21 protein-coding genes are annotated in these 18075 nt (G+C 58.5%); 16 read left to right on the plus strand and 5 right to left on the minus strand.

Translation table 11 applies throughout. The features are described 5' to 3' along the window. Positions 1 to 1217: 1217 nt before the first annotated feature. A complete protein-coding gene (locus P9292_RS02995; protein WP_238551665.1) occupies positions 1218 to 1739 on the minus strand; it encodes a hypothetical protein in 522 nt (173 codons plus the stop codon). A gap of 238 nt (positions 1740 to 1977) precedes the next feature. On the opposite strand from P9292_RS02995, the gene P9292_RS03000 reads away from it, so the two are divergent. The 10 genes from P9292_RS03000 to P9292_RS03045 all read left to right on the plus strand — a co-directional run bounded on the left by P9292_RS03000 (position 1978) and on the right by P9292_RS03045 (position 8969). Continuing rightward, positions 1978 to 3000, plus strand: coding sequence for a ParM/StbA family protein (locus P9292_RS03000; RefSeq protein ID WP_014194206.1), 1023 nt, complete (start codon positions 1978 to 1980; stop codon positions 2998 to 3000). Further along, positions 2993 to 3670, plus strand: coding sequence for a hypothetical protein (locus tag P9292_RS03005; RefSeq protein WP_244797378.1), 678 nt, complete (start codon positions 2993 to 2995; stop codon positions 3668 to 3670). Before P9292_RS03000 ends, P9292_RS03005 begins: the two co-directional genes overlap by 8 nt. A gap of 5 nt (positions 3671 to 3675) precedes the next feature. Further along, entirely contained in the window at positions 3676 to 4176 is a 501-nt protein-coding gene (locus P9292_RS03010; protein WP_244797702.1) for a VRR-NUC domain-containing protein, read from the plus strand. 10 nt (positions 4177 to 4186) lie between these two features. Continuing rightward, positions 4187 to 5029 (plus strand): DNA/RNA non-specific endonuclease, encoded by an 843-nt coding sequence (locus P9292_RS03015; RefSeq protein ID WP_244797377.1) that lies wholly within the window; start codon positions 4187 to 4189, stop codon positions 5027 to 5029. Between the two features lie 11 nt (positions 5030 to 5040). Continuing rightward, positions 5041 to 5631, plus strand: coding sequence for an RDD family protein (locus tag P9292_RS03020; protein ID WP_244797376.1), 591 nt, complete (start codon positions 5041 to 5043; stop codon positions 5629 to 5631). A gap of 168 nt (positions 5632 to 5799) precedes the next feature. Next, positions 5800 to 6360 (plus strand): hypothetical protein, encoded by a 561-nt coding sequence (locus P9292_RS03025; protein ID WP_309958002.1) that lies wholly within the window; start codon positions 5800 to 5802, stop codon positions 6358 to 6360. 31 nt (positions 6361 to 6391) lie between these two features. Next, entirely contained in the window at positions 6392 to 6838 is a 447-nt protein-coding gene (locus tag P9292_RS03030; protein WP_244797374.1) for a hypothetical protein, read from the plus strand. 18 nt (positions 6839 to 6856) lie between these two features. Next, positions 6857 to 7333 (plus strand): hypothetical protein, encoded by a 477-nt coding sequence (locus P9292_RS03035; RefSeq protein ID WP_309958004.1) that lies wholly within the window; start codon positions 6857 to 6859, stop codon positions 7331 to 7333. Positions 7334 to 7422: 89 nt separating this feature from the next. Beyond that, complete coding sequence (locus P9292_RS03040) at positions 7423 to 8496, plus strand: PD-(D/E)XK nuclease family protein (protein ID WP_244797372.1); 1074 nt, start codon at positions 7423 to 7425, stop codon at positions 8494 to 8496. A gap of 116 nt (positions 8497 to 8612) precedes the next feature. Then, positions 8613 to 8969 (plus strand): hypothetical protein, encoded by a 357-nt coding sequence (locus tag P9292_RS03045; RefSeq protein ID WP_309958007.1) that lies wholly within the window; start codon positions 8613 to 8615, stop codon positions 8967 to 8969. A gap of 538 nt (positions 8970 to 9507) precedes the next feature. Here P9292_RS03045 and P9292_RS03050 read toward each other — a convergent pair. Further along, complete coding sequence (locus P9292_RS03050) at positions 9508 to 10509, minus strand: DUF4238 domain-containing protein (RefSeq protein ID WP_244797370.1); 1002 nt, start codon at positions 10507 to 10509, stop codon at positions 9508 to 9510. Positions 10510 to 11281: 772 nt separating this feature from the next. Between P9292_RS03050 and P9292_RS03055 the strand changes: the two genes are divergently transcribed. Then, on the plus strand, positions 11282 to 11965 hold the full coding sequence (locus P9292_RS03055) for a hypothetical protein (protein ID WP_244797369.1): 684 nt from the start codon (positions 11282 to 11284) through the stop codon (positions 11963 to 11965). 34 nt (positions 11966 to 11999) lie between these two features. Here the strand turns inward: P9292_RS03055 and P9292_RS03060 are convergent, their stop codons facing one another. Beyond that, positions 12000 to 12710: a hypothetical protein gene (locus P9292_RS03060; protein ID WP_244797368.1), complete on the minus strand. Its 711-nt coding sequence runs from the start codon at positions 12708 to 12710 to the stop codon at positions 12000 to 12002. A 28-nt stretch (positions 12711 to 12738) separates the two neighbouring features. Here P9292_RS03060 and P9292_RS03065 point away from each other — a divergent pair, with 28 nt between their 5' ends. Further along, a complete protein-coding gene (locus P9292_RS03065; protein WP_014194193.1) occupies positions 12739 to 13161 on the plus strand; it encodes a hypothetical protein in 423 nt (140 codons plus the stop codon). 112 nt (positions 13162 to 13273) lie between these two features. On the opposite strand, the gene P9292_RS03070 is transcribed toward P9292_RS03065, so the two are convergent. Beyond that, complete coding sequence (locus P9292_RS03070) at positions 13274 to 13540, minus strand: hypothetical protein (RefSeq protein WP_014194192.1); 267 nt, start codon at positions 13538 to 13540, stop codon at positions 13274 to 13276. A gap of 123 nt (positions 13541 to 13663) precedes the next feature. Beyond that, positions 13664 to 14383, minus strand: a complete 720-nt coding sequence (locus tag P9292_RS03075) for a hypothetical protein (protein WP_244797367.1) — start codon at positions 14381 to 14383, stop codon at positions 13664 to 13666. Between the two features lie 312 nt (positions 14384 to 14695). On the opposite strand from P9292_RS03075, the gene P9292_RS03080 reads away from it, so the two are divergent. The 4 genes from P9292_RS03080 (at position 14696) to P9292_RS03095 (ending at position 17955) form a co-directional block, all read left to right on the plus strand. Beyond that, positions 14696 to 15688, plus strand: a complete 993-nt coding sequence (locus P9292_RS03080) for a YqaJ viral recombinase family protein (protein ID WP_011876205.1) — start codon at positions 14696 to 14698, stop codon at positions 15686 to 15688. Between the two features lie 122 nt (positions 15689 to 15810). After that, positions 15811 to 16563, plus strand: a complete 753-nt coding sequence (locus P9292_RS03085; RefSeq protein ID WP_244797366.1) for a hypothetical protein — start codon at positions 15811 to 15813, stop codon at positions 16561 to 16563. A 105-nt stretch (positions 16564 to 16668) separates the two neighbouring features. Continuing rightward, positions 16669 to 17295, plus strand: a complete 627-nt coding sequence (locus P9292_RS03090) for a hypothetical protein (RefSeq protein WP_244797365.1) — start codon at positions 16669 to 16671, stop codon at positions 17293 to 17295. Between the two features lie 375 nt (positions 17296 to 17670). Then, complete coding sequence (locus P9292_RS03095) at positions 17671 to 17955, plus strand: hypothetical protein (RefSeq protein ID WP_244797364.1); 285 nt, start codon at positions 17671 to 17673, stop codon at positions 17953 to 17955. Positions 17956 to 18075 lie beyond the last annotated feature (120 nt).

The following is an 18075-nucleotide window of genomic DNA, read 5'->3' on the forward strand; positions in this document are numbered from 1 at the left end:
CCTCAGCCGCACAACCACCTCGCCCGATCTCCCGTCGACAAAACACCGACTCCGCCCAGTCCCACGCCAGCCGCAACATCACTCCGCTATCCCCCGCTCGCAGACACGACACTCCACCCGATCTCCCGCCAGCAGAAGTCTCACTGCGCCCATTCCCTCGCATGGCCAAGCGATCACTCCGCCAACCCACACCTGTCTCTTCAACACGTTGGCAGCACCACCGCCCCATCTCCATCCATTCCATCCCATCGATCCCATCGCACCGGGCCTCCGCGCATCCAGCTCCCCGCCCCAGACGTGCAGTGATCCCGGGCAGTCGTCTACGTCGGGCGAGTTGTTCCGCAGGAAGAGCACCGGACAAGAAAGAGGGCAGACAAATCCACTTCACCCAGGAGAGCACAGTGCGCACACCGGCAAAACGCGGAGGCCGATCTCTCACTGGCGCCACGGGCAAGCGGACAAATGGTTATGCCCACGGCGAGACCATAGCCCGCCGGAGCCGGGCAGAAAACCCAGAGGTCACACAGGCAGATCAGAGCGGCGGTGGACAAATAGTTATCCCCTCGGCAGAACCATAAACCCCGTCCCGGGCCGCGCATGGCGCCGGCGACAGCAAAGGCATCGGCGGTCAATGCGCCGCCGAGACGACTACACCGAGAGCTACCGCATGCCACTCGATCACCACACTCAGGCCACCGCAGGGCAACCGGTCACTAAACATGGATTGCACAATCCACATCCATCCAACCCGCACCTGCACCATCGGCACGACCGGCCCCCACACAGAAACACACAGAGAGAAGAAGGGACCAAAGGGACGACGGCCGCCCCAGCGAGAGAACCACGACCACCATCGTCAAGCCGCAGCCACCAACGCCCGATCCTCCGGTCGCAGAAGAGCCCACTTCCCTCATGCGGAGCAGAGCCCGGCACTCAGCCCGATCTTCCGCATGGCCAACAGTCCACCACACCCGGGCAAAGCCTCGGCCCCGCCCAGCCCAGTCCCTCGCATTGCCGCCTGGTCAACTGCGCATCGAGCAGCGCCCAACGATCACCGCGCCCGTGATCTCGCATGGCCAATCAGTCGGCTCCCCCTACGCCAAGCCCACGATCCGCCCCGCCCGATCCTCCGCATGGCCGCCCGCTCGCCGCGCATAAAGAAAAGCCCCGGCACCACTCGGCACCAGGGCTCCTGACTTGCAAAGCGATCACTCCGCCTATTCGTCGTCCATGTCCATATCGCCTTCGAACCGGGTCATCGTCTTCTCGTGCATGGCTCCGATCACCGCAGATGTGTCGCCCACGTACCGGGAGCGCGCTTTGAGCGTGTTCGTGAACGACAGGTCAGCGTGCTTCAGGCGATCAATCATGTCCTGCCGAATCTGGATCAGCGTGGTGATGTGCTCGCAGAGAGTCCGCAGGTATTGGTGGTTCGCCTCGAACTCGCGAGATTTCTTGACCCGTCGAACGAGCCCTTTGTGAGTCACGTAGTCCGAAATCCACTTCCCGTTTCTCAGGCGCGTAAAGATGCGAACTTGCGGGCGCAGTTTCCCGTTGTTTTGGATGAATTTGATGCCTATTCTGCCGCTCTTAAAAGGTTGGGTTACGTACATCAATCCGTCGATCAGAACGAGGGTTGAGTCGATGTCAGCGATGAAGTCGACCGCTGCCGCAACTGCTCGGCACGTCTTCTCCTTGAGGTCCGTTAATTCGGCGATCGTCGGGGGGGTCTTATCCACAATGTATTAAGCGTGCTCTGGGGGGGTCCTGTACCATGCGCCGGATGGCGGCATAACGGCCAGATTGTCTTTCGTGTCTTTGTGTATTGTCAATACGTGTTATGTATCCTAGAATGACTCGCAGTGTGCAATCAGCTATGTGTAGTGAGCAATGCGCATTGCACATAGCGCATAACGCAATGCGCATTGAAAGCGCGCCGTGAAAAGCCGTTTTCGCACCCTTAACCAGAGGATTTCCATGCAGAACCAGACCATCATCGGCCTCGACGTGGGGCGTAGCGCCGTCAAGGCGACGGCATTCGCCAGTGGCATGTTCTATCCGTTGACCTTCCCCTCGATCGTCTCGCCGGCCATCGATCTCACCGACGAGTCCACGGCCCGGAAGGCTGAAGCGGAGACCATCGTGGTTGCCGGTCGCCGCTATTTCACCGGCGACACCGCGCGCCTCCAAGGCAGTGCCGGGACGACCGTGGGCCTTTCTCACAACTGGACGAGCACGCCGGAATATCTCGCTCTGGTCGGTTCGACCATGAAGCGCTTCGCGGCGAAGGGGGTCCCGGGCCTGACTGACCCGCTCCTCGTGATCGGTACGCCGGCTTCCTTGTACGGCTCGCAGCAGGAGCAGTTGAAGGCCGAAACGCTGAAGATCGTTCAGGCGGAAATCCGCGTACTGCCGCAACCGATGGGGGCCTACTGCGACTTCTATCTCGACAAGTCGGGGGTGCCCGTCAAGACGCACATGCAGGATGACGCCGGCCGGAAGAAGAGCTGGGCGGTCATCGAGGTCGGCCACTTCACGACCGACTTCCTCCTCATGCTGGAAGGCCAATACATCGAGCGCGGTGCGAGCTCGTGCGAAGGCTTGAACTTCGCGGCCGAGCATCTGCTGCGCATCCTGAACGCAAAGGACATTCATTCGAATCTGATCGAGTGCGAACTGGCGATCCGGACGAAGACGATTCTTCAGTATGGTCGGGACGTGGACATTGCGGAAGAAGTCGCCGAAGCCGTCTCGCACGTCGCGCAGAAGATCATCTCCAAGGCGGACTCGCTCCTGTCCACCGACGTGCGCAAGCTGCATGGCGTACTGCTCGCGGGCGGCGGCGCCCCACTCCTGTATGACGAACTGTCGAAAAAATGGCCGCACTGCGTGCTCCTCGACAACCCGCGTATGGCGGTCGCGAACGGCTTCTGCCGCTATGGCATGGGCATCGCCCTGCGCCGCGCGATGCGCTCGCAACAGGAATCGGTGAATGTCTAAGCTCATCCGGGTTTTCGACGCCCTCGAGGCAGAGCGTCGATTCAACCTGGTGATCCGAGAGGACGGTTGCCCCGGATTGCTGGAGTTCCTTGCGGAGATGCCGTTCCGCACGGAGACTCCGCTCATGCGGGGCATCGTCTACCAATGGTTCATCAAGCACCGGGAAGCCGGGACGCTTGATGAGGCAATCAATGAGGCGCTTGAAGGTCCGGGCGGTCTCATTGAAGCGGTAGCTCAGGCTCGTCAGCCGAAGAAAGCGCCCTCTCGTGCTCGTGGTACCAAGGTTGTTCGACAGCGTTCGATCAACGCGAGGCCCACTCCGCGGCCCGCCCTCTCCGACTCGTCGGCACAAGCACAGTCGTTGCCGCCGTCTGTCGAAGTTCCGCAGGCGCCGGAAGCTATATCCGTTTCCTCGCAGATCGCCAACGCCGCCCCACGACCGCCGGTTCTCCCGGTAGCAGAAGAAGCGCATCGCGCGCCGAACCAGCCGATTCATCTCATCACGGGCGGCGAACCGGCAGCTATCGCCGCGGCGCCAATGGCAGCGACCACCGGAATCGGCGCGAGCGTCGGTGGCGGTGACCAGCAGCCGATCCAGATGCCTAACCTGTCCGAGCTGGACGCAGAGACGCTCTCTGCGATGGACGGGTTGGACAACATGTTCAGTTGAGCGACATGGGCATCCGGTTCACAGAAGCCGAGTTCGCGGCGCTCCAGGGACGGCGCGGGAAACCGACCGTCCCTACAGAGACAGCCTCCAAGCCATCGGTCGCGCAAGTGAAAGCGGCAGTTCGGAGCGAGCTTCCGACGATCCGCGAGACAGACGTGCTGCTTGCATGCCTCGAGCTGCTCGAGCGCCACCCCGCTATTGCATGGTGCATGCGCATGAACACCGGAGCGGCAGTGTTCGGCGAAGGCGAGAACCAACGCTTCGTCAAGTTTTCCGAGGCGGGCGTCTCGGACATCATCGGCCAACTGAAAGACGGTCGCTTTCTGGCCGTCGAAGTCAAGAGGCCGGGCAACACGCCGACGGACGATCAATGGGCCTTCCTGCGGAATGTGGCGTCAGGCGGCGGTGTCGCCGGCTGGGTTGATGATCCGACTCAGTTGCGCAACTTCATCCCGAACCGCCTCAGTCTGAAGCCTCTCCTCTGTCCGGTCTACAGCCCCAAATAAGGATCGACTTGTGAAGACATTTTTCCTTGGCGCCGTCCTCGCGGCTGCTTCCTTGACGGCCAACGCGTATCAGACGAACTGCGCCGACAGCTACCTCCATGGCACCGCCCCGGTCATCACCAACGCGAAACTGGCGCAAAAGACGAAGGCGCTTTGCTTTCAGCAATTCGCCGTGGTGCACTCGGGCATCAGCCGCACCGCGTTGTGGTCCGCCGAACATCTGACCGCTGATCGCGTGAAAGCCGCTCGCGAAATTGACCGCGTGAATTCGTTTCACGCGGAGGAGCGGCTTGAGTCAGATGATCGCGCCGAGCTTGCTGATTACGCGCACCAGCGCGGACTCGATCGGGGGCATCTCGCGCCCAGCGGCGATATGGCCACCCCTTCGGCGCAACTCGAATCCTTCAGCCTCGGGAACGTGGTCGCTCAAAACGCCATTCTCAACCGACACCTCTGGGCCGATATTGAGAAGAGCGTCAGGCGTCTCGCGGAAAAACGCGGCGACATCTACACGATCACGGGACCCCTGTTTTCGGGCGGCACGGTTCGTCAACTAAACGGGCGTGTACTCGTCCCGACACACATCTTCAAGATCGTTGTCGACACCAGGACTGGTCGAGGCGCGGCCTACCTGGCTGACAACGAACCCGTCGACGACTACTCCGTTATGTCGATTGCAGAACTGGAACAGGTCGCAGGCATCAACTTTTTCCCCGGTATGTCTGACGCAGCAAAGCGGGACGCAATGCCCTTGCCTCGCCCAACAACACGCGGCTACTCGTCTCAAGGCTATGGCTCCGAGGAGCATGCCCTGAAGTCGATCACTCGTTCGATCCAGCATCTCCTCCGTTAAAGGAAAGTCAAATGATCAAGAAAGACCAAGTTCTCTCCCGACTCGGCGTTATTGCGCGCCGACTCCTCGCGACTGCTGCTGACGCGTTCGTGCTGTCGGCCGGTGCCGCGATCACAACCATCGGTGCGGCAGCCGTCGCGATCCTTGTGAAAGATCAGCCCGCGTTGGGGCAATTGCAGATGCTCTTTCACAACGTGCCACTCGACCAACTTCGTTTCGCCTGGTATCAGGCGATTGCACGCGGGATGGCGCCATACGCGTTCGCGACCCTTCCCGCGGCTTGGTGGCTCTATGACGCCCTCTTCTCGTGGAAGAAATTCAGGTGCACTCCCGGCAAATGGCTCTTTTGCCTGAAGACCACCAGTGCGAAGGAGCGAGATGCGCGTCTCGGCGAAGTTCTTCTCCGTAGCTCGATGAAAGTGATGACTATCCTTAGTCTGCTCTTCATTGGCTCGCCGATTGTCCTCGCCGCAGCGGCCGTGCTTCTCCTCGCCATCCCGGTTGTCACCTCCCGCGGTCAGTTCCTTCACGATTTCATACCCGCTACGAACGTCGTTTCGAAAGCGAGCTGGGCCGCATGGCGCGCACGCAAGCCTGCCTGAGGAGCCTCTCATGACCCGAGCGAGCGATAGATTCGCCAACGAGGTGAGCGCGCAGTCGGGAAGATCTGAGCATCGAGAACTCGTCTGGACCGCGTCTCAATGTTCCGAAGCATTGACCTGACAAAGGAGAAAGCGGGCCTTCGGCTGGCACTCACGCTTGAGGAGCACGTGGACGCAATCGTCGTCGCGCTTCAAAGCGGGCACTTACTGCATGACGTTCGAGAGAAGCCTGCGCGCCAGGTGACTCAACCTGTGCGGCGACGGGATTCGATAAAACCGCGCTGCCCCGCGCCGACCGGGGCGGCAATAGGTATCGGGTTTGCAAGGCTCGATGTCGGGAGCACAAGAATGACTGGGATTAATTTGATAGCGGAAGCGCACGCTCGGTTGATTGCCGACGATGGCCTTTCGTGTATTGCGACAGACGATGGGGAACTTGCGATGGCCGCAGCCTGCTATGCGGCCACCGAACAGCTTTTCACGCTCGATGGCGGCGACGATGACTGCACTATGGCAGACCCATGGCCATGGGCCCGCATCCCCGACCTTCGACGCGAAGTCGGTGAACGTCGGCTCTACAGCGGCAGCCTGCCGGCAGATCCGGCTACGTGTACGACCGCCGAGCGCGTCGAACTACTCACTCGCGCTGGCGCGATGATCGCCGCGGAACTGGATCGACTTCTCTCGATGGCACAACAGGAGAAGGCGCTTTGCGTCGTCGAAACGTGAGACCGCCCTTTCACAACTCTCAATCCGCACTATGAAAATTTCCTTCTTCAACTGGCGCGATATTGCCTATCGCGACTCCAATCCCAACGGCGCGCTGGTGTCGATCCGGAATCCTGGAACGGAGCCACCGGACTTCGACGCTGGCTGGCGCGCGATCCACGCGGAAGCGTTTCACGATATCGACAGCCGGTATGGCGACTTCAAGCTGATGGGGTTGGCGCAAGCCCTGCGAATTGTCCGGTTCATCGAGCAGCAGGCAAGGGCCGGAATAGACGAACTGGCAATTCATTGCCACGACGGTGTCTCCAGGTCGGCCGCCGTCGCCGAAGTCGCGTCCGAACGCTTCGGCGTGCCACTGCTGCTGCCGACCGACGGCGCGAACCCATTGGTGCGCCGTCGAATGCGGCATGCCTACGCCATTTACTTTCTGGCGCGGCTCCGCTGGTTCACGGCCAGCCGCCTCCTTCTGAAGGCGTAAGTTCACTGGTATCACCTGGTGTACGTCATCACTGGATTGCCCAGCCAATCCCCCAGGTTTGGTGCCTTCTTTCTGAACGGAGCAATCATGACGATGAAACCACAACGGCCGCCGGCCGAAACGGTTCCTTGCGACACATTGGAACTCAATCTCGACTGCATCGGCCACGTACTTCTTATCGCGGAGCAATGTGCGGTGACGATCGAGGCCGTGGCGAACGCGATCGGCGTCGCGGACCCGGTTGTCGCGGACAATTCGGTAACGCTCCTCAGCAAATTGAGCGCGCTTGCCGCCGTCGTGTGCCGTGCTTCGAACGACATTCGCGCCGAGCTGGCGAAGCAGCCCGACATTTCTGGCCTGCTCGACCCTCAAATTGCGAGCCATCGCAACGCGTTGAAGCCACTTCTGGATGGCACGGCCGCGACCTTGTCCGCCGCGGTTCTGTGGGTTACCTTGACCGGCAAGCGAACCGGTGGGGCATGCCAGCTGCAATAACTCTCCCTACCCCGGTTCAGCATTGCTGGCCGGGGTTTTCTTACTGTGCCGGTAACATTGCGCTTTCCTCTATGATCGGCGGAGTACGTGTGCATCCCAATCTCTTCGACTTTGCTCCCTCCGAACTATCTCAGGACGCGTTTCTCTGCTGGCTGCTGGCCCACGCTGCCCCCAGCCACTGGCATGGTCGTCCGGAAATCCACGCCCTTGGTCGTGAGTTCCTCGAACTGATGTTCGCCAGAAATTCTGGCGCTCCCCCCCGTCTGGACATCCGAACCGTTAAGGTGCGGCGCCAGTTTAAGGGCATCGACATCCTTTGCGTGGTGAACGACACCATTGCCTTCCTGATCGAAGACAAGGTCGGCACGACGGAGCACTCGGACCAGCTCAGTATCTACCGCCGCCGGCTTGAGAAACTTGGCTTCGGCAGAGACGACAAGCCGCTCGTTCTGATCTACCTTCAGACAGGCAACCAAGCCGAATACACGCGGGTGCGCGCTTCCGGCTATCACGTGCTGAGCCGTCTCGATTTATTGGGCCTTCTGGAAGGCTCCGCAGGCCGTGCCGCACGCGAAGCGAGCGATATTGCGGAGGATTTCTATCGCCGTCTCCGTCGTATCGAATCTGAAGTGCAGAGCTTCCGCTCAACCCCGCCCCTTAGTTGGTCACGGAATGCGCGGATGGGATTTTTCATGGCCCTGCAAGTCGAGTTTCCGGAAGCGAACTGGCGATATGTTCCCAATCCAAGCGGCGGTTTCTATGCCTTCATCTGGCATGAGGGGAAACCGCGGGAAGACGGATGCAAGCTACACCTGCAAATCGAAGCTGAGGATGGTCGACTCGACTTGTGCTTCAAGGTTTCGGTCCCCCGGGGAGGCGACGTTGCTGCGCTGCGCACTCGATGGCAGAAGGAAGTGCTCGCCGCCGGAAGAAGGATCGGCGTTGAAACCCAGCGCCCTCGGCGTCTCGGAAGAGGCACCACTATGACGGTGGCCTTACTCATCCCGTTTGCCGTCGCCAACGCTGACGGGACTATCGACATCGTGAAGACCGTGAGATCGATGCGCAAAGCCGAGGCCATCCTGAAGGCCTGCGTGGACAAACCCGCTCAGGACGCGCACGCCCTGCCCATGCCTACTCCCGCCGACGTTGTCGAGGGCTAACCGGAGCCATTACGCTTCGCCGGCGATGCGAACTCTATACTGCTCTTTCTCACCAAGTTCTTCGCCGGTGTTCCGCATATCGCTCTCGCATGTTCAATTTCAACCAGGAGAGTGTTATGCAACATCGGCTCAAGTCAGAGAAAGAGATCGTCACGGTTAGCAACGAAGCGGCAGCGCTGGGGTTCGAGTCTGACAAGGCCATGCACGAGCATGTCCGGTGGCTCAACAAGCACGGCACCCGCGAGTATCACGCATGGTTTCAGCGCCATCGGGAGGAGAACCCTATCGAGATACGCCCGTTGAACCAGACGGAAATCATCCGCCTCGAAAGTGCCATTGCTAACGAGACTAAATGCTCCGCAGGAGGCCGGGCGTTTTCGGAGTATGACCTTGAGCAGGAAGGCCGTTGGGTCATGGGGTGTGGCCAGTACATGCCCAGTTATAACCAAACGGCATTAACTGGCGATGCGTAAGTCGAAAATATCATAAGCGAGTTTGAGTCAAGGCGGGTCAATCCAGTGCTCCGCGGCGCTATACGAACCACGGCGCAGGAGATAAAACCTGGGCCGCTGTCCACGCTCAATGAGCGTGGGTTTCTCCGGCGCCCGCCGGGTCTCGTTTATATGGGGAATCCCCTTGCTTTACCTTCTGTTCCAACTGATTGCTATGGCAATCTCGCTCGTCCGTGGTCTGGCAATGGTCGTATCTGTCGCCTTCAACGCATTGCTGCTCGTCGTTTTCATCGCTTGCCATCTGCGCGAGTCAATGAGAGCCGTCTCCGCACAACCCGTCCGCGTTCAACTCGTCATTTATCTCCAGATGTCTCTAATCGCGTACGGGGTAGTCACGTACGTCGTGTCGATGAAGTAGAGACGAACTGCATTACCCTCCCGGCCTCACAGCCGCACTCGTGCGGTCGTGGGGCTTTTTGTTGTCCACTTCGCACCGAACAAGAGGGCGACCTCGATGCGTCCACTTTGCGTTTCACGGTGAAATCGCCATGGTCCGTCGTCAATCGTCCGAACGTGAATCCTGCGTGGCGACCTGTCGCAACAGATCAAGCAACTCACGCCCCGGCCGCATCTTCCCCTCTTCACTCATGAACTGGAAGCTGTCGTTCTCGGCGTAGATCTGCCTTCCAGCGTACAAGATCGTGCGCAGATTGATGGAGGCCACAATTTCAGGCGGCACCTCGACCGCACCCTGCCGGCCGTCAAAAGAACCGCGGATGGCAACCTGTCTGGACAGTGGGCAAAAAATCGTCGTGCGGCGCGACGCGAAGCCTGGAGGATAGAAACTGCTCTCCATCTCTTCGTCGTCCCAGCACAGCGTCACGGGGTGGTCCGAAGTGACAAAGCCGCCCGACAACGCTCCCGCCTTCACGACGACCCAATTGCGGCGGTGGAGCAACTCGTAGACGGTCGTGAGAGATTTCAGCTCCTCCCGCACATGCTGTGTCGTTTCAACGTCGAGGGTAAACTCTCCCCGCTGAACAAAATCTCGTACCTCTTCATAGCCCAGCCCCGGCGCTTCGATCGCGCCCGCCTCTATCGCCTTTTTCGTGTGTGCCGCCCATCGTTCTGGGGTCTCTACCAGCAATTCCATCACGCGACGATGCGTTTGCTCATGGAATTTTCGTTTGTTCTCGCGCCGACTGGGATTGCGCACTGCGAGAATGGCGATTAGCTCCAGCACCAGCGATAAATCCGCGTCGTCAGTGAGTGCGCCACGCTTGTCAATCCGCACGAGCGCCGGCGCAAGTCTCGCTTCAAACTCCGCGTAGCTGGATTCGACAAGGTTTGGGTCTTCCCCTTCGATGTCGACCCGGTTGAAATCCCGCTCTGCCGCGATATTTGCCGGCGTTGTTGTGAAAGCACGCCGTTGCTGAGCGTCTATCACGAAAAGCTGAGCGCCTTTGCTGCCTGTGCTTGTAAATCGCTTCAGATAGCATTGCGGGACATAGTGGTGCTTACGCGCACCGCCAGTTTCTTTTGCCTTCGCCGGTGTATTCAAGATGCATAGCCCCTTCCATGATCGAGATTATTGATCCATGTGCTGCATATCGAAGGCGTAAGGTTCACGGATGCAGAACTGGAGACACCGGTCTGATCCGAGGTGCGCGACGCCTCCCTGTAGTCATGTTTTGGTGACGGGCTAGCGCAATGCCCCATCGCCGCCTGAGCGTATCTTTCCCCAACCTCCCACATGTTTTTGTCCCGAGTGCTCGACAAGGCTATGCACAGCCTGCGTCTTCGATAAAAGTGGCTCATTTGCCACCGTAATCACGAGAACCGACAACAGTCGCAAGCCGGGTGTCTCCCGAGCGTTGGACAACATGTGTTCCGCAAGGAAACAAAGGAGAATGGGTTGTAGAGATACAAGCCTCAGGTTGTTCACCACATGTGAACAAGCGCAAATGACTATCCCCCGGACACAACGTCCTAGCATAGCAGCCAGGTGCATCTTGGCGGGGGTCGCAAGGCTCACCGAGCCGTGAATCGTCGTACTGCTATCGACGATACTGAAGAGGTGACAAACGAGTGAGGATGAGCCCAGTCTTGTGAAACGGTGGATTGCCACCTAGATCGATGCCGCGGCATCCGATCATCTCAAGGCTGGGCTCTACGTCATACGTGAGCCCAGTTTTTTTTCGTCTGTCAGCCGCCTCCCCGCCCTTCCGTCCTGCGCTTCGCCCGAGCCACCCAGCCCCTCACAAAATACCTTGCGCAACGATTCTATTTCGTGTGAAATATACATACGCGTTACGAACAAAAACCGAGGGACCATGAATCAGATCAAAAGAAAATTCTCAGTCGCTCTGGCTGGAGCAGCAGTAATTACCCTCTCCGGCTGCGCCACGTCTCCCGCCGGAAAGGTCGACAAGGTTGACCTCGGTGATATCCACGTGCTCGCGGTCCACGGTCAGCGCAACTTTGGCGGACCGATCCATTTCTCCGGCACGGTCCACGCCTCGTCGCTGGACGGTCGCGAGGACGTGGCGGAGAAGCTCAATCGCGCGATCGCAGCGTCTGGCTTTAAGGTAAGCGCGGACCATCCGACGATCCAGTACACCGTCAAGGAGGTCTACGCAGGTCCTGCTGACCAGTACAAGCCCGCACAGGCCTCCGACAATATCTCGGCCGGTACCGTCACAAGCGTCCTTGGAACTGGCGTCGCCGTAGGGCTCTCCTGCTGGTTGCTGAGCGACTGCTCAAACCCGCTCGTCCTCGGGAACAGCCTCACGCAAGACGCTAATGCCGCCGCAGCCGATTTGCGCTATCACCAAAATGCGGATGCGAAGCAGGCCGCAACGCCCGCTCACTTGCTGGTGGTCAATCAGATCTGCCAGATCGGCTCATGCGCGATGGCATATGCCTCGTCGACAAACACTTCGATCACGCTGGACCAGCTTCGAGACGCGAACGCGGTCGAAGGCATGCCCCGCGCGATCAGCGTGAAGCGTGACTGACTCTATCGCTGATGTGGGGCGTGTGGAGTCTGACCTACTCGTCGCGGCCCGGCGACCAATGCTCCTCCACCGCCCACAACGGCTCGTCGCCCTGTAAGACTTTGATTGCGTCAAGGTAGGCGACGTAGCCGCGCCTCTGAAACTTGGTCCATCTCTTCCCGGTTTCTTGTGCAGCGCTGAACAGCGTCGGGAAATCCTTTGCTCGATCACCTGGCGTCACGTTACACAGCGTGTCGAGTAGCACACCATCAATCGGCGGATGTAGAAATCGGATGCGCGAATCGCTCTGTTGCCCACCACAAACGAGCATCGCCTTCAGATACATGTTGACGAGCTTCTGTGCTCGGCCGTAACTCAATCTCAGCTTTTTCGATTCATGCGCGCCAGCGCTTCGGATCTTGTAGGTTTCTCCACGCGAAGCAAGGCGCACCCGCGCGATCATCGTGAATACCCAACGATCAATTTCCGTTGGCCGTTCGGGCAGATCTTGGACACTCCGGACAGCCCCCAAGCCCGACCTGTCAATCAACCGCTTCGCCATCCAGACCGTGCATCCCGCTCCATCTTTGCCGCCACGCGCGTATGCGCGACCAGCGGCCCAGACAGCAAAGCGATAGCGATGTTCGTCGATGTCGTAGGCCACACCAATCTCCGTCAAATGCACGAATAGTAGCCCGGGATGGCCGCTGAAGTATTGGATCGTGTGTTGCATTTCTCCAGGCACGGATTTCTGGACCTCTTCCATGCATTCACTCAATCAACAGGAGAACCCTATGTTTAAACTCGTATGCCTGGCAATCGTTGCGTTAGCGCTGTCCGCCTGTTCGGACAAGCCTGCCGTCTACACCGCCAGCAAGATGTTTGGCGGCCAGGACATCGGCGTGACTGTCAAGCTCAAGTTCAACCATTTCACGGACAAGAACAGCGAGGGTGACGGTGTTGCCGAAGTCGTCAAATCTCCCGGCAGTCAATGGGCTGGGACAGAAGGCACCTTCCCGATTACGTGGAAGAAGTTCCCGCATCTCGACGACTCGGTTGCCGTGTCTGTCCCCGACGCGCACGACGCGTTCATGCTCGCGCGCAACCCCATGCAGTTGAACATGTTGGGTGAAAAGTCCTACTGGTGTCAGGACTGTGAACAAGGGCGAGCTGGCGGGCTGGGTATTTTGCCCGGCATTTTCGTGCGAAACGACTGACGCGCTGTCGATTTATTAACTGATGTTTCAAGCCCCCCATCCTTGAGATTGGGGGGCTATTGTTTGAGCGGAGCGATTGCGCGCAACCGCTCAGTGCGAGTGGAGCCGCTCTTTAGCCGGACACGTCGAGCGAATCGTCGACGATCTTGGCATTGCCTTCGACCGACGGGTCATACAAGGTCACATTGCCATCGAGCTTTGTCGCCTGAACCAGAATCTTGAAGCGTTGGTCGGGGTCGAAATAGATGAAGAGTGCCTCGTACTGAAAGTCGCCTTCGCCCAAGTGCCGGTTCTGATCTTCTTCCAGCGAAAAATCCTTGCCGTGCACCTTGTGTTTCCTGCCACCGAATTCTACGGTTACTGTTCCTAGCAGATTCATAGCTGCTCTCTCCTTCTCGACGCCGCGACGGCGCCAAAGATTGCGATATCGATCGAGATGGTCCCGCTGCGCGCGTGGTGACGCGCAACGCAGATCCGCGCGCAGCGGACCACGTAGGGAAAATCAGAACTGGCCGACGTAAGTGGGCGCACCGCGATCGGCTGATCGCCAGTCACTCGGAAAATGTGACCATGCGCTGATCCTGGTCCATGCCCTGCCCAACATAGCCGGTGCGAGCCTCGGGAAAAGCAGCGTCGCACGGAAAGCAACTTCAGGGATGTTCTCCGCTTCGCCACCGTTTGATGTCGGAGAGCGAAAGTGTCCGCCGTACTCGAGACGCCAATCTGGCCCACGAGAAAATGTGAGCTCGTAGAAGTCGCGCTCGACCTCTTCGTAGACAGTGCAGACGACGCCGATCTCGGCCATAACCTGCCGCACCGGCTCACAGACAAGAACGGCTGCCTTGTGCGCAGTCAGAATGTGACGATCAATGAAATCGTTCTCGTCGAAAAAAGTCGTTTCCGGCGCCGCCTGCTGCGCGTGGATGGCGAACGTCGACACAATCTGTTCGAGTTCCGGCTTCGGGCGCTCGCGGGTTTCCTTGATCTCCTCCAGACGCCGCATGGCCATTCGGTGATCGAGCACGACGAAAGGTTGAGTGAGAAGCTCAATCAGATAGCCGGGATCGGGCAACGTATAAGGCTTCTCGAGATATTGCCGGTACGTGCCGTAACTGAAAAGGCCCGCGGCGACCTCGAGCCCGTGCCCTTGGCTAAGCGGTATCCCGCATTCGGAAAGTGCGCGACGCGCACCTATGGCGATCTTGCTCAGATCGTAGGTCATGAACTGCTCCCGTTCAAAGTCGTGCGATACCGCTTAATGGCGATCCATCCGCACGAAGAACCGGAGTGGTCGGTCAATTGCGACGCGTGATTGCGCGCAAAAGAATCTCAAATTGAAGCACCCGTTCGAGTCGCCATTGTCTCAGGTGGGCAGCCGAGAGATAACCAAAATATATCGCGCCGCGGCGTGGCCAGTCAACACGCCAAGTGAAGCGCCAGTTTCTGTATGGCCGTTCTGCATCTCCCAAAGCTAGGCAAATCGCGATGTCTGGCGTCGTGCGTCCGCACGGCAAACCTCAGTGGGAGATCTCCAATGGCAATGCAAGTCCTGAATGGGCCAGAGACTATTCAGGGTTCACCTGAATGGCTCGCGTGGCGATTGCAGGGAATCGGCGCGTCCGATGCCCCGATCATCATGGGCAAGTCCAAATACTCTCGTGCTTACGAGTTGTTCAAACATAAAACCGGTAAAGGAGCAGATCCGAAAGCCAATCCGATTCTCGCCCGTATCCGGGAACGTGGTCATCGGTTGGAACCGCTCGCAAGGGCGGCGTACGAAAAGGTGTCGGGGAATGTTGTCACGCCCCTCGTAGCACAAAGCTCTATTCATCCCTTCATCCGCGCATCGTTCGACGGCATCGACACGTTCTCCGGTGAGCCAACCGAAATCAAGTGTCCAGGCGACAAGGCCCATGCACTTGCGCTCGGCGGTGTGGTGCCGGATGAGTATGTCGATCAGCTACAGCATCAGATGTTCGTTGCTGAAGCGGACTTCGCGAACTACTACTCCTTCGACGGAAAAGACGGTTGTCTGATTCGTGTTCCGCGCGATCAGGCTCGCATCGACGAAATCGTAGCGGCCGAAGTCGAATTCTGGCTACGGGTTCAGTCGGGTGTGTGGGAGTCGGACGAATGGGCAGCCGCGGCCACCCTGTACCTGCTGACGAAGGCGGAGTTCGAGGAGGTCCAGGAGCGAGAAGAAATGGCTCGAAAGGCGTTGATCGACCTGCTCGGCGAGGCCGAGAACCAGCGGGAAGGGAGCGGCGTGCTGGTCACGCGTGTTTCCAAGAAGGGGACCGTCGACTACGCGAAAATCCTCGCGGACAAGAACATCACCCTGACCGATGCCGAACTCGATACCTATCGCAAGAAGGGAAGCTCGTCTGTAACCGTGAAGGTTTCCAAGGATGTGGATCTCAACAACGTCGATCCGACGGCCTTGACGATCAAGCCATCGAAGCCTGTCGCAGTTCCAGATGTGCCGGATCTCGGTGCCTACAAGGAGTCGATCGACCTCGTCATCTGATTGCCAACCGCCATACAACGCCTTCCAGATCCATGGAAGGCGTTTTTCTTTGCGCCTGTTCGGCATCACACCACGCCAGGCCTTACGCAAGGGGTCGGCTCAACAAACTACCAGGAGTATGTATGCAACTTCACGAAGCCCTGAAGAAAGTCATCGATGCGGCAAACACCCAGCTCGAGGATATCAAGAGCGGCATCGACGAAAACCTGTACGACCCGGTTCAGAACGATCCAGGTGGGCTGGAAACCGCGATCGCCGTGGTGGAGTCGGCCATGTCGAACGGTGGCAGTCTCGCCCCTGCTCTTGTCCTTGTATCGGTATCGGGTGGCGTCAGCGACACCGCGCAAGATGGGAATGTGAACGTTCAGACCGTCGACTTTGACAACGTCGCGGCCGGCGATGATGCCCCCACTCTCCCGCCCGAGTTTCGCGATCTGGTGGAAACGACCTTCGGGGAACAGCATTACAAGGGCATCCGCTATGAAGGGGAAAACACGCGGCTGGATCTCACCTACTGCGACGCGGGCAACTATCGCGTCAGCGAGACGGTTGTCTTGGCTGGAGCGATCTCGTCGAAGCAGTTGGAACTGATTCGCTCGAAGCTGGAGGACGGTTGCCAGATCATCGCTCACCAGGTCGGCCTTCCCACCCCCGCCGTGCAGCAGCGTGATAACGATGGTTTCCCGAACGACGAACTCGACCACGTGTTCACGACGTTGGAGGTCTTCGAGAGTGGTCACGCAGAAATCGACGATCTCTTGACGCAGGACTCTCCAACGCACGCGTTCACGATCGACGAACTGATGCAGCGCTTCGCAGCGGTGCAGTCGTGGGACATCGCCGCAGAATGGGAGCGACTTCTGTCTCTCGCATAACTACCCCGACCCGGTTCAGCGTTGTCCTGCTGACCGGGTTTTTCTTTCGATTTCCGCGCAGATGTTGGCCATCTCGACAGCGTACAGCCTATAACGGAGTTCGCCATGCCTCTCAAACGTCAGCTTCTCTTCGGGTCGTTCTACATCGCAGCATCCGCGTCAGTAGTCTTCATCACAGCGCACCCCAAATGGGGACTCTGGTGGGTGTCGACGCTGCTCGTATTCGTCATGATCTGGCCGTTCCTCGTGAAGCACCACTTTGGCAAGTTCGGCTTCGCGATGAGCAATCAGGCACCATACGAAGCACGAGATGAACCGAAGACTGTCTCACTCGAAATAGACAGCCCGCGCAAGCGGAGATCCTCGTCATCCATCGATATGGTTCGCGCGGCAGATCGCGAGGCTCGGGTAGCAAAAGCCTCCAACATCGACCTGAGTGATATCCCCCTACCGCCGGGCTATACGAAGACGAGCTACCCGCCGAAGAAATCTTCCCGCAAGATGACTAGTTCTTCGAAGTCGTCTCGCGCGGCGGTGTCGACGGAATCGGTGCCGGTGGCGCCGACGTTACCGAGTGTGAGTGATGAACCATCGTCGGATGAAGCGCAGGCGTACTGGCAGTCGAAACACCAACGCCGAGCCCGACATCCGGACGAGTTCTCCCTTCCTCTCTTCCCTGAACAGGAAGCGGCCTTGAACGAGCAAGTCGTGCATCAGGATGTGTTTTTATAACGACAGTTCGACCCATCACGCGCCTGCGTGGTGGGTCGTTTTATTGCCGTGATGCGATTTGCATTATTTACAAATTACACAAATCGCCAACACAAAACGCAACTCCGGGCAGGTCGTATCCACCCCCGTTTATAAGTCATTGATCTGTAACGTAACTTGTAAATTCCCACTTTTCGTAGGTGCCTTACGAAAACCAAAAGACGTAAACATGTTTTACGTATACCAATCTTTGTCTTCGCTAATCCTTTGTTTTTAAAGGCTTTTTTCGTTGACCTTTTGTTACACGCGTAACTATAATTCTTACAGTGATGCACAGGCCGTCATCACGGGGACCAAAAAAAGCAAGCGACAACAGATTCGGAACAAGGAAATAGCATGCAACAAGAATTCGGGGTTTCTATTTCAGCCACCCAGATTGGTATGGCATCGATGGGTTGCATTAGCGACGAGGGCATTCCGATTTGCCCGCGTTTTGGCACGACTTGCACAGGTTCGCGGGCAATCGTTTGCATGGGAAAGGCTATGCAAGACTTTCCTGAAGCACAAGCAGAGGTACTGGTCGCAGGCCTCTCGATCGTCAGCCGCTCGGCGAAGACGATCATGGATATCCGCCGCGTCATACCGAAGATGGAGCTCGCCGTTAGCGTCGCAGCCGCCTAAGGACAAACGGCCTGCCGCGGAGACACGCGTCGATCAGTGTCACCCCTCCTCACCACAGTCATACATACGCGTTAAGAGTCGATTCTGCCAGATTCGCTTTATTGACACGTGTTGTAACGT

This window comes from Caballeronia sp. LZ001 (assembly GCF_031450875.1).
In the GTDB taxonomy this organism is placed as follows: Bacteria; Pseudomonadota; Gammaproteobacteria; order Burkholderiales; family Burkholderiaceae; genus Caballeronia.

What these genes read in the sequence shown, in the direction of transcription:
- P9292_RS03000 (WP_014194206.1), top strand. Translation starts at nt 1,978, where the DNA reads ATGCAGAACCAGACCATCATCGGCCTCGACGTGGGGCGTAGCGCCGTC.
- P9292_RS03005 (WP_244797378.1), top strand. Translation starts at nt 2,993, where the DNA reads ATGTCTAAGCTCATCCGGGTTTTCGACGCCCTCGAGGCAGAGCGTCGA.
- P9292_RS03010 (WP_244797702.1), top strand. Translation starts at nt 3,676, where the DNA reads ATGGGCATCCGGTTCACAGAAGCCGAGTTCGCGGCGCTCCAGGGACGG.
- P9292_RS03020 (WP_244797376.1), top strand. Translation starts at nt 5,041, where the DNA reads ATGATCAAGAAAGACCAAGTTCTCTCCCGACTCGGCGTTATTGCGCGC.
- P9292_RS03030 (WP_244797374.1), top strand. Translation starts at nt 6,392, where the DNA reads ATGAAAATTTCCTTCTTCAACTGGCGCGATATTGCCTATCGCGACTCC.
- P9292_RS03045 (WP_309958007.1), top strand. Translation starts at nt 8,613, where the DNA reads ATGCAACATCGGCTCAAGTCAGAGAAAGAGATCGTCACGGTTAGCAAC.
- P9292_RS03055 (WP_244797369.1), top strand. Translation starts at nt 11,282, where the DNA reads ATGAATCAGATCAAAAGAAAATTCTCAGTCGCTCTGGCTGGAGCAGCA.
- P9292_RS03060 (WP_244797368.1), bottom strand. Translation starts at nt 12,710, where the DNA reads ATGGAAGAGGTCCAGAAATCCGTGCCTGGAGAAATGCAACACACGATC.
- P9292_RS03065 (WP_014194193.1), top strand. Translation starts at nt 12,739, where the DNA reads ATGTTTAAACTCGTATGCCTGGCAATCGTTGCGTTAGCGCTGTCCGCC.
- P9292_RS03070 (WP_014194192.1), bottom strand. Translation starts at nt 13,540, where the DNA reads ATGAATCTGCTAGGAACAGTAACCGTAGAATTCGGTGGCAGGAAACAC.
- P9292_RS03075 (WP_244797367.1), bottom strand. Translation starts at nt 14,383, where the DNA reads ATGACCTACGATCTGAGCAAGATCGCCATAGGTGCGCGTCGCGCACTT.
- P9292_RS03080 (WP_011876205.1), top strand. Translation starts at nt 14,696, where the DNA reads ATGGCAATGCAAGTCCTGAATGGGCCAGAGACTATTCAGGGTTCACCT.
- P9292_RS03085 (WP_244797366.1), top strand. Translation starts at nt 15,811, where the DNA reads ATGCAACTTCACGAAGCCCTGAAGAAAGTCATCGATGCGGCAAACACC.
- P9292_RS03090 (WP_244797365.1), top strand. Translation starts at nt 16,669, where the DNA reads ATGCCTCTCAAACGTCAGCTTCTCTTCGGGTCGTTCTACATCGCAGCA.
- P9292_RS03095 (WP_244797364.1), top strand. Translation starts at nt 17,671, where the DNA reads ATGCAACAAGAATTCGGGGTTTCTATTTCAGCCACCCAGATTGGTATG.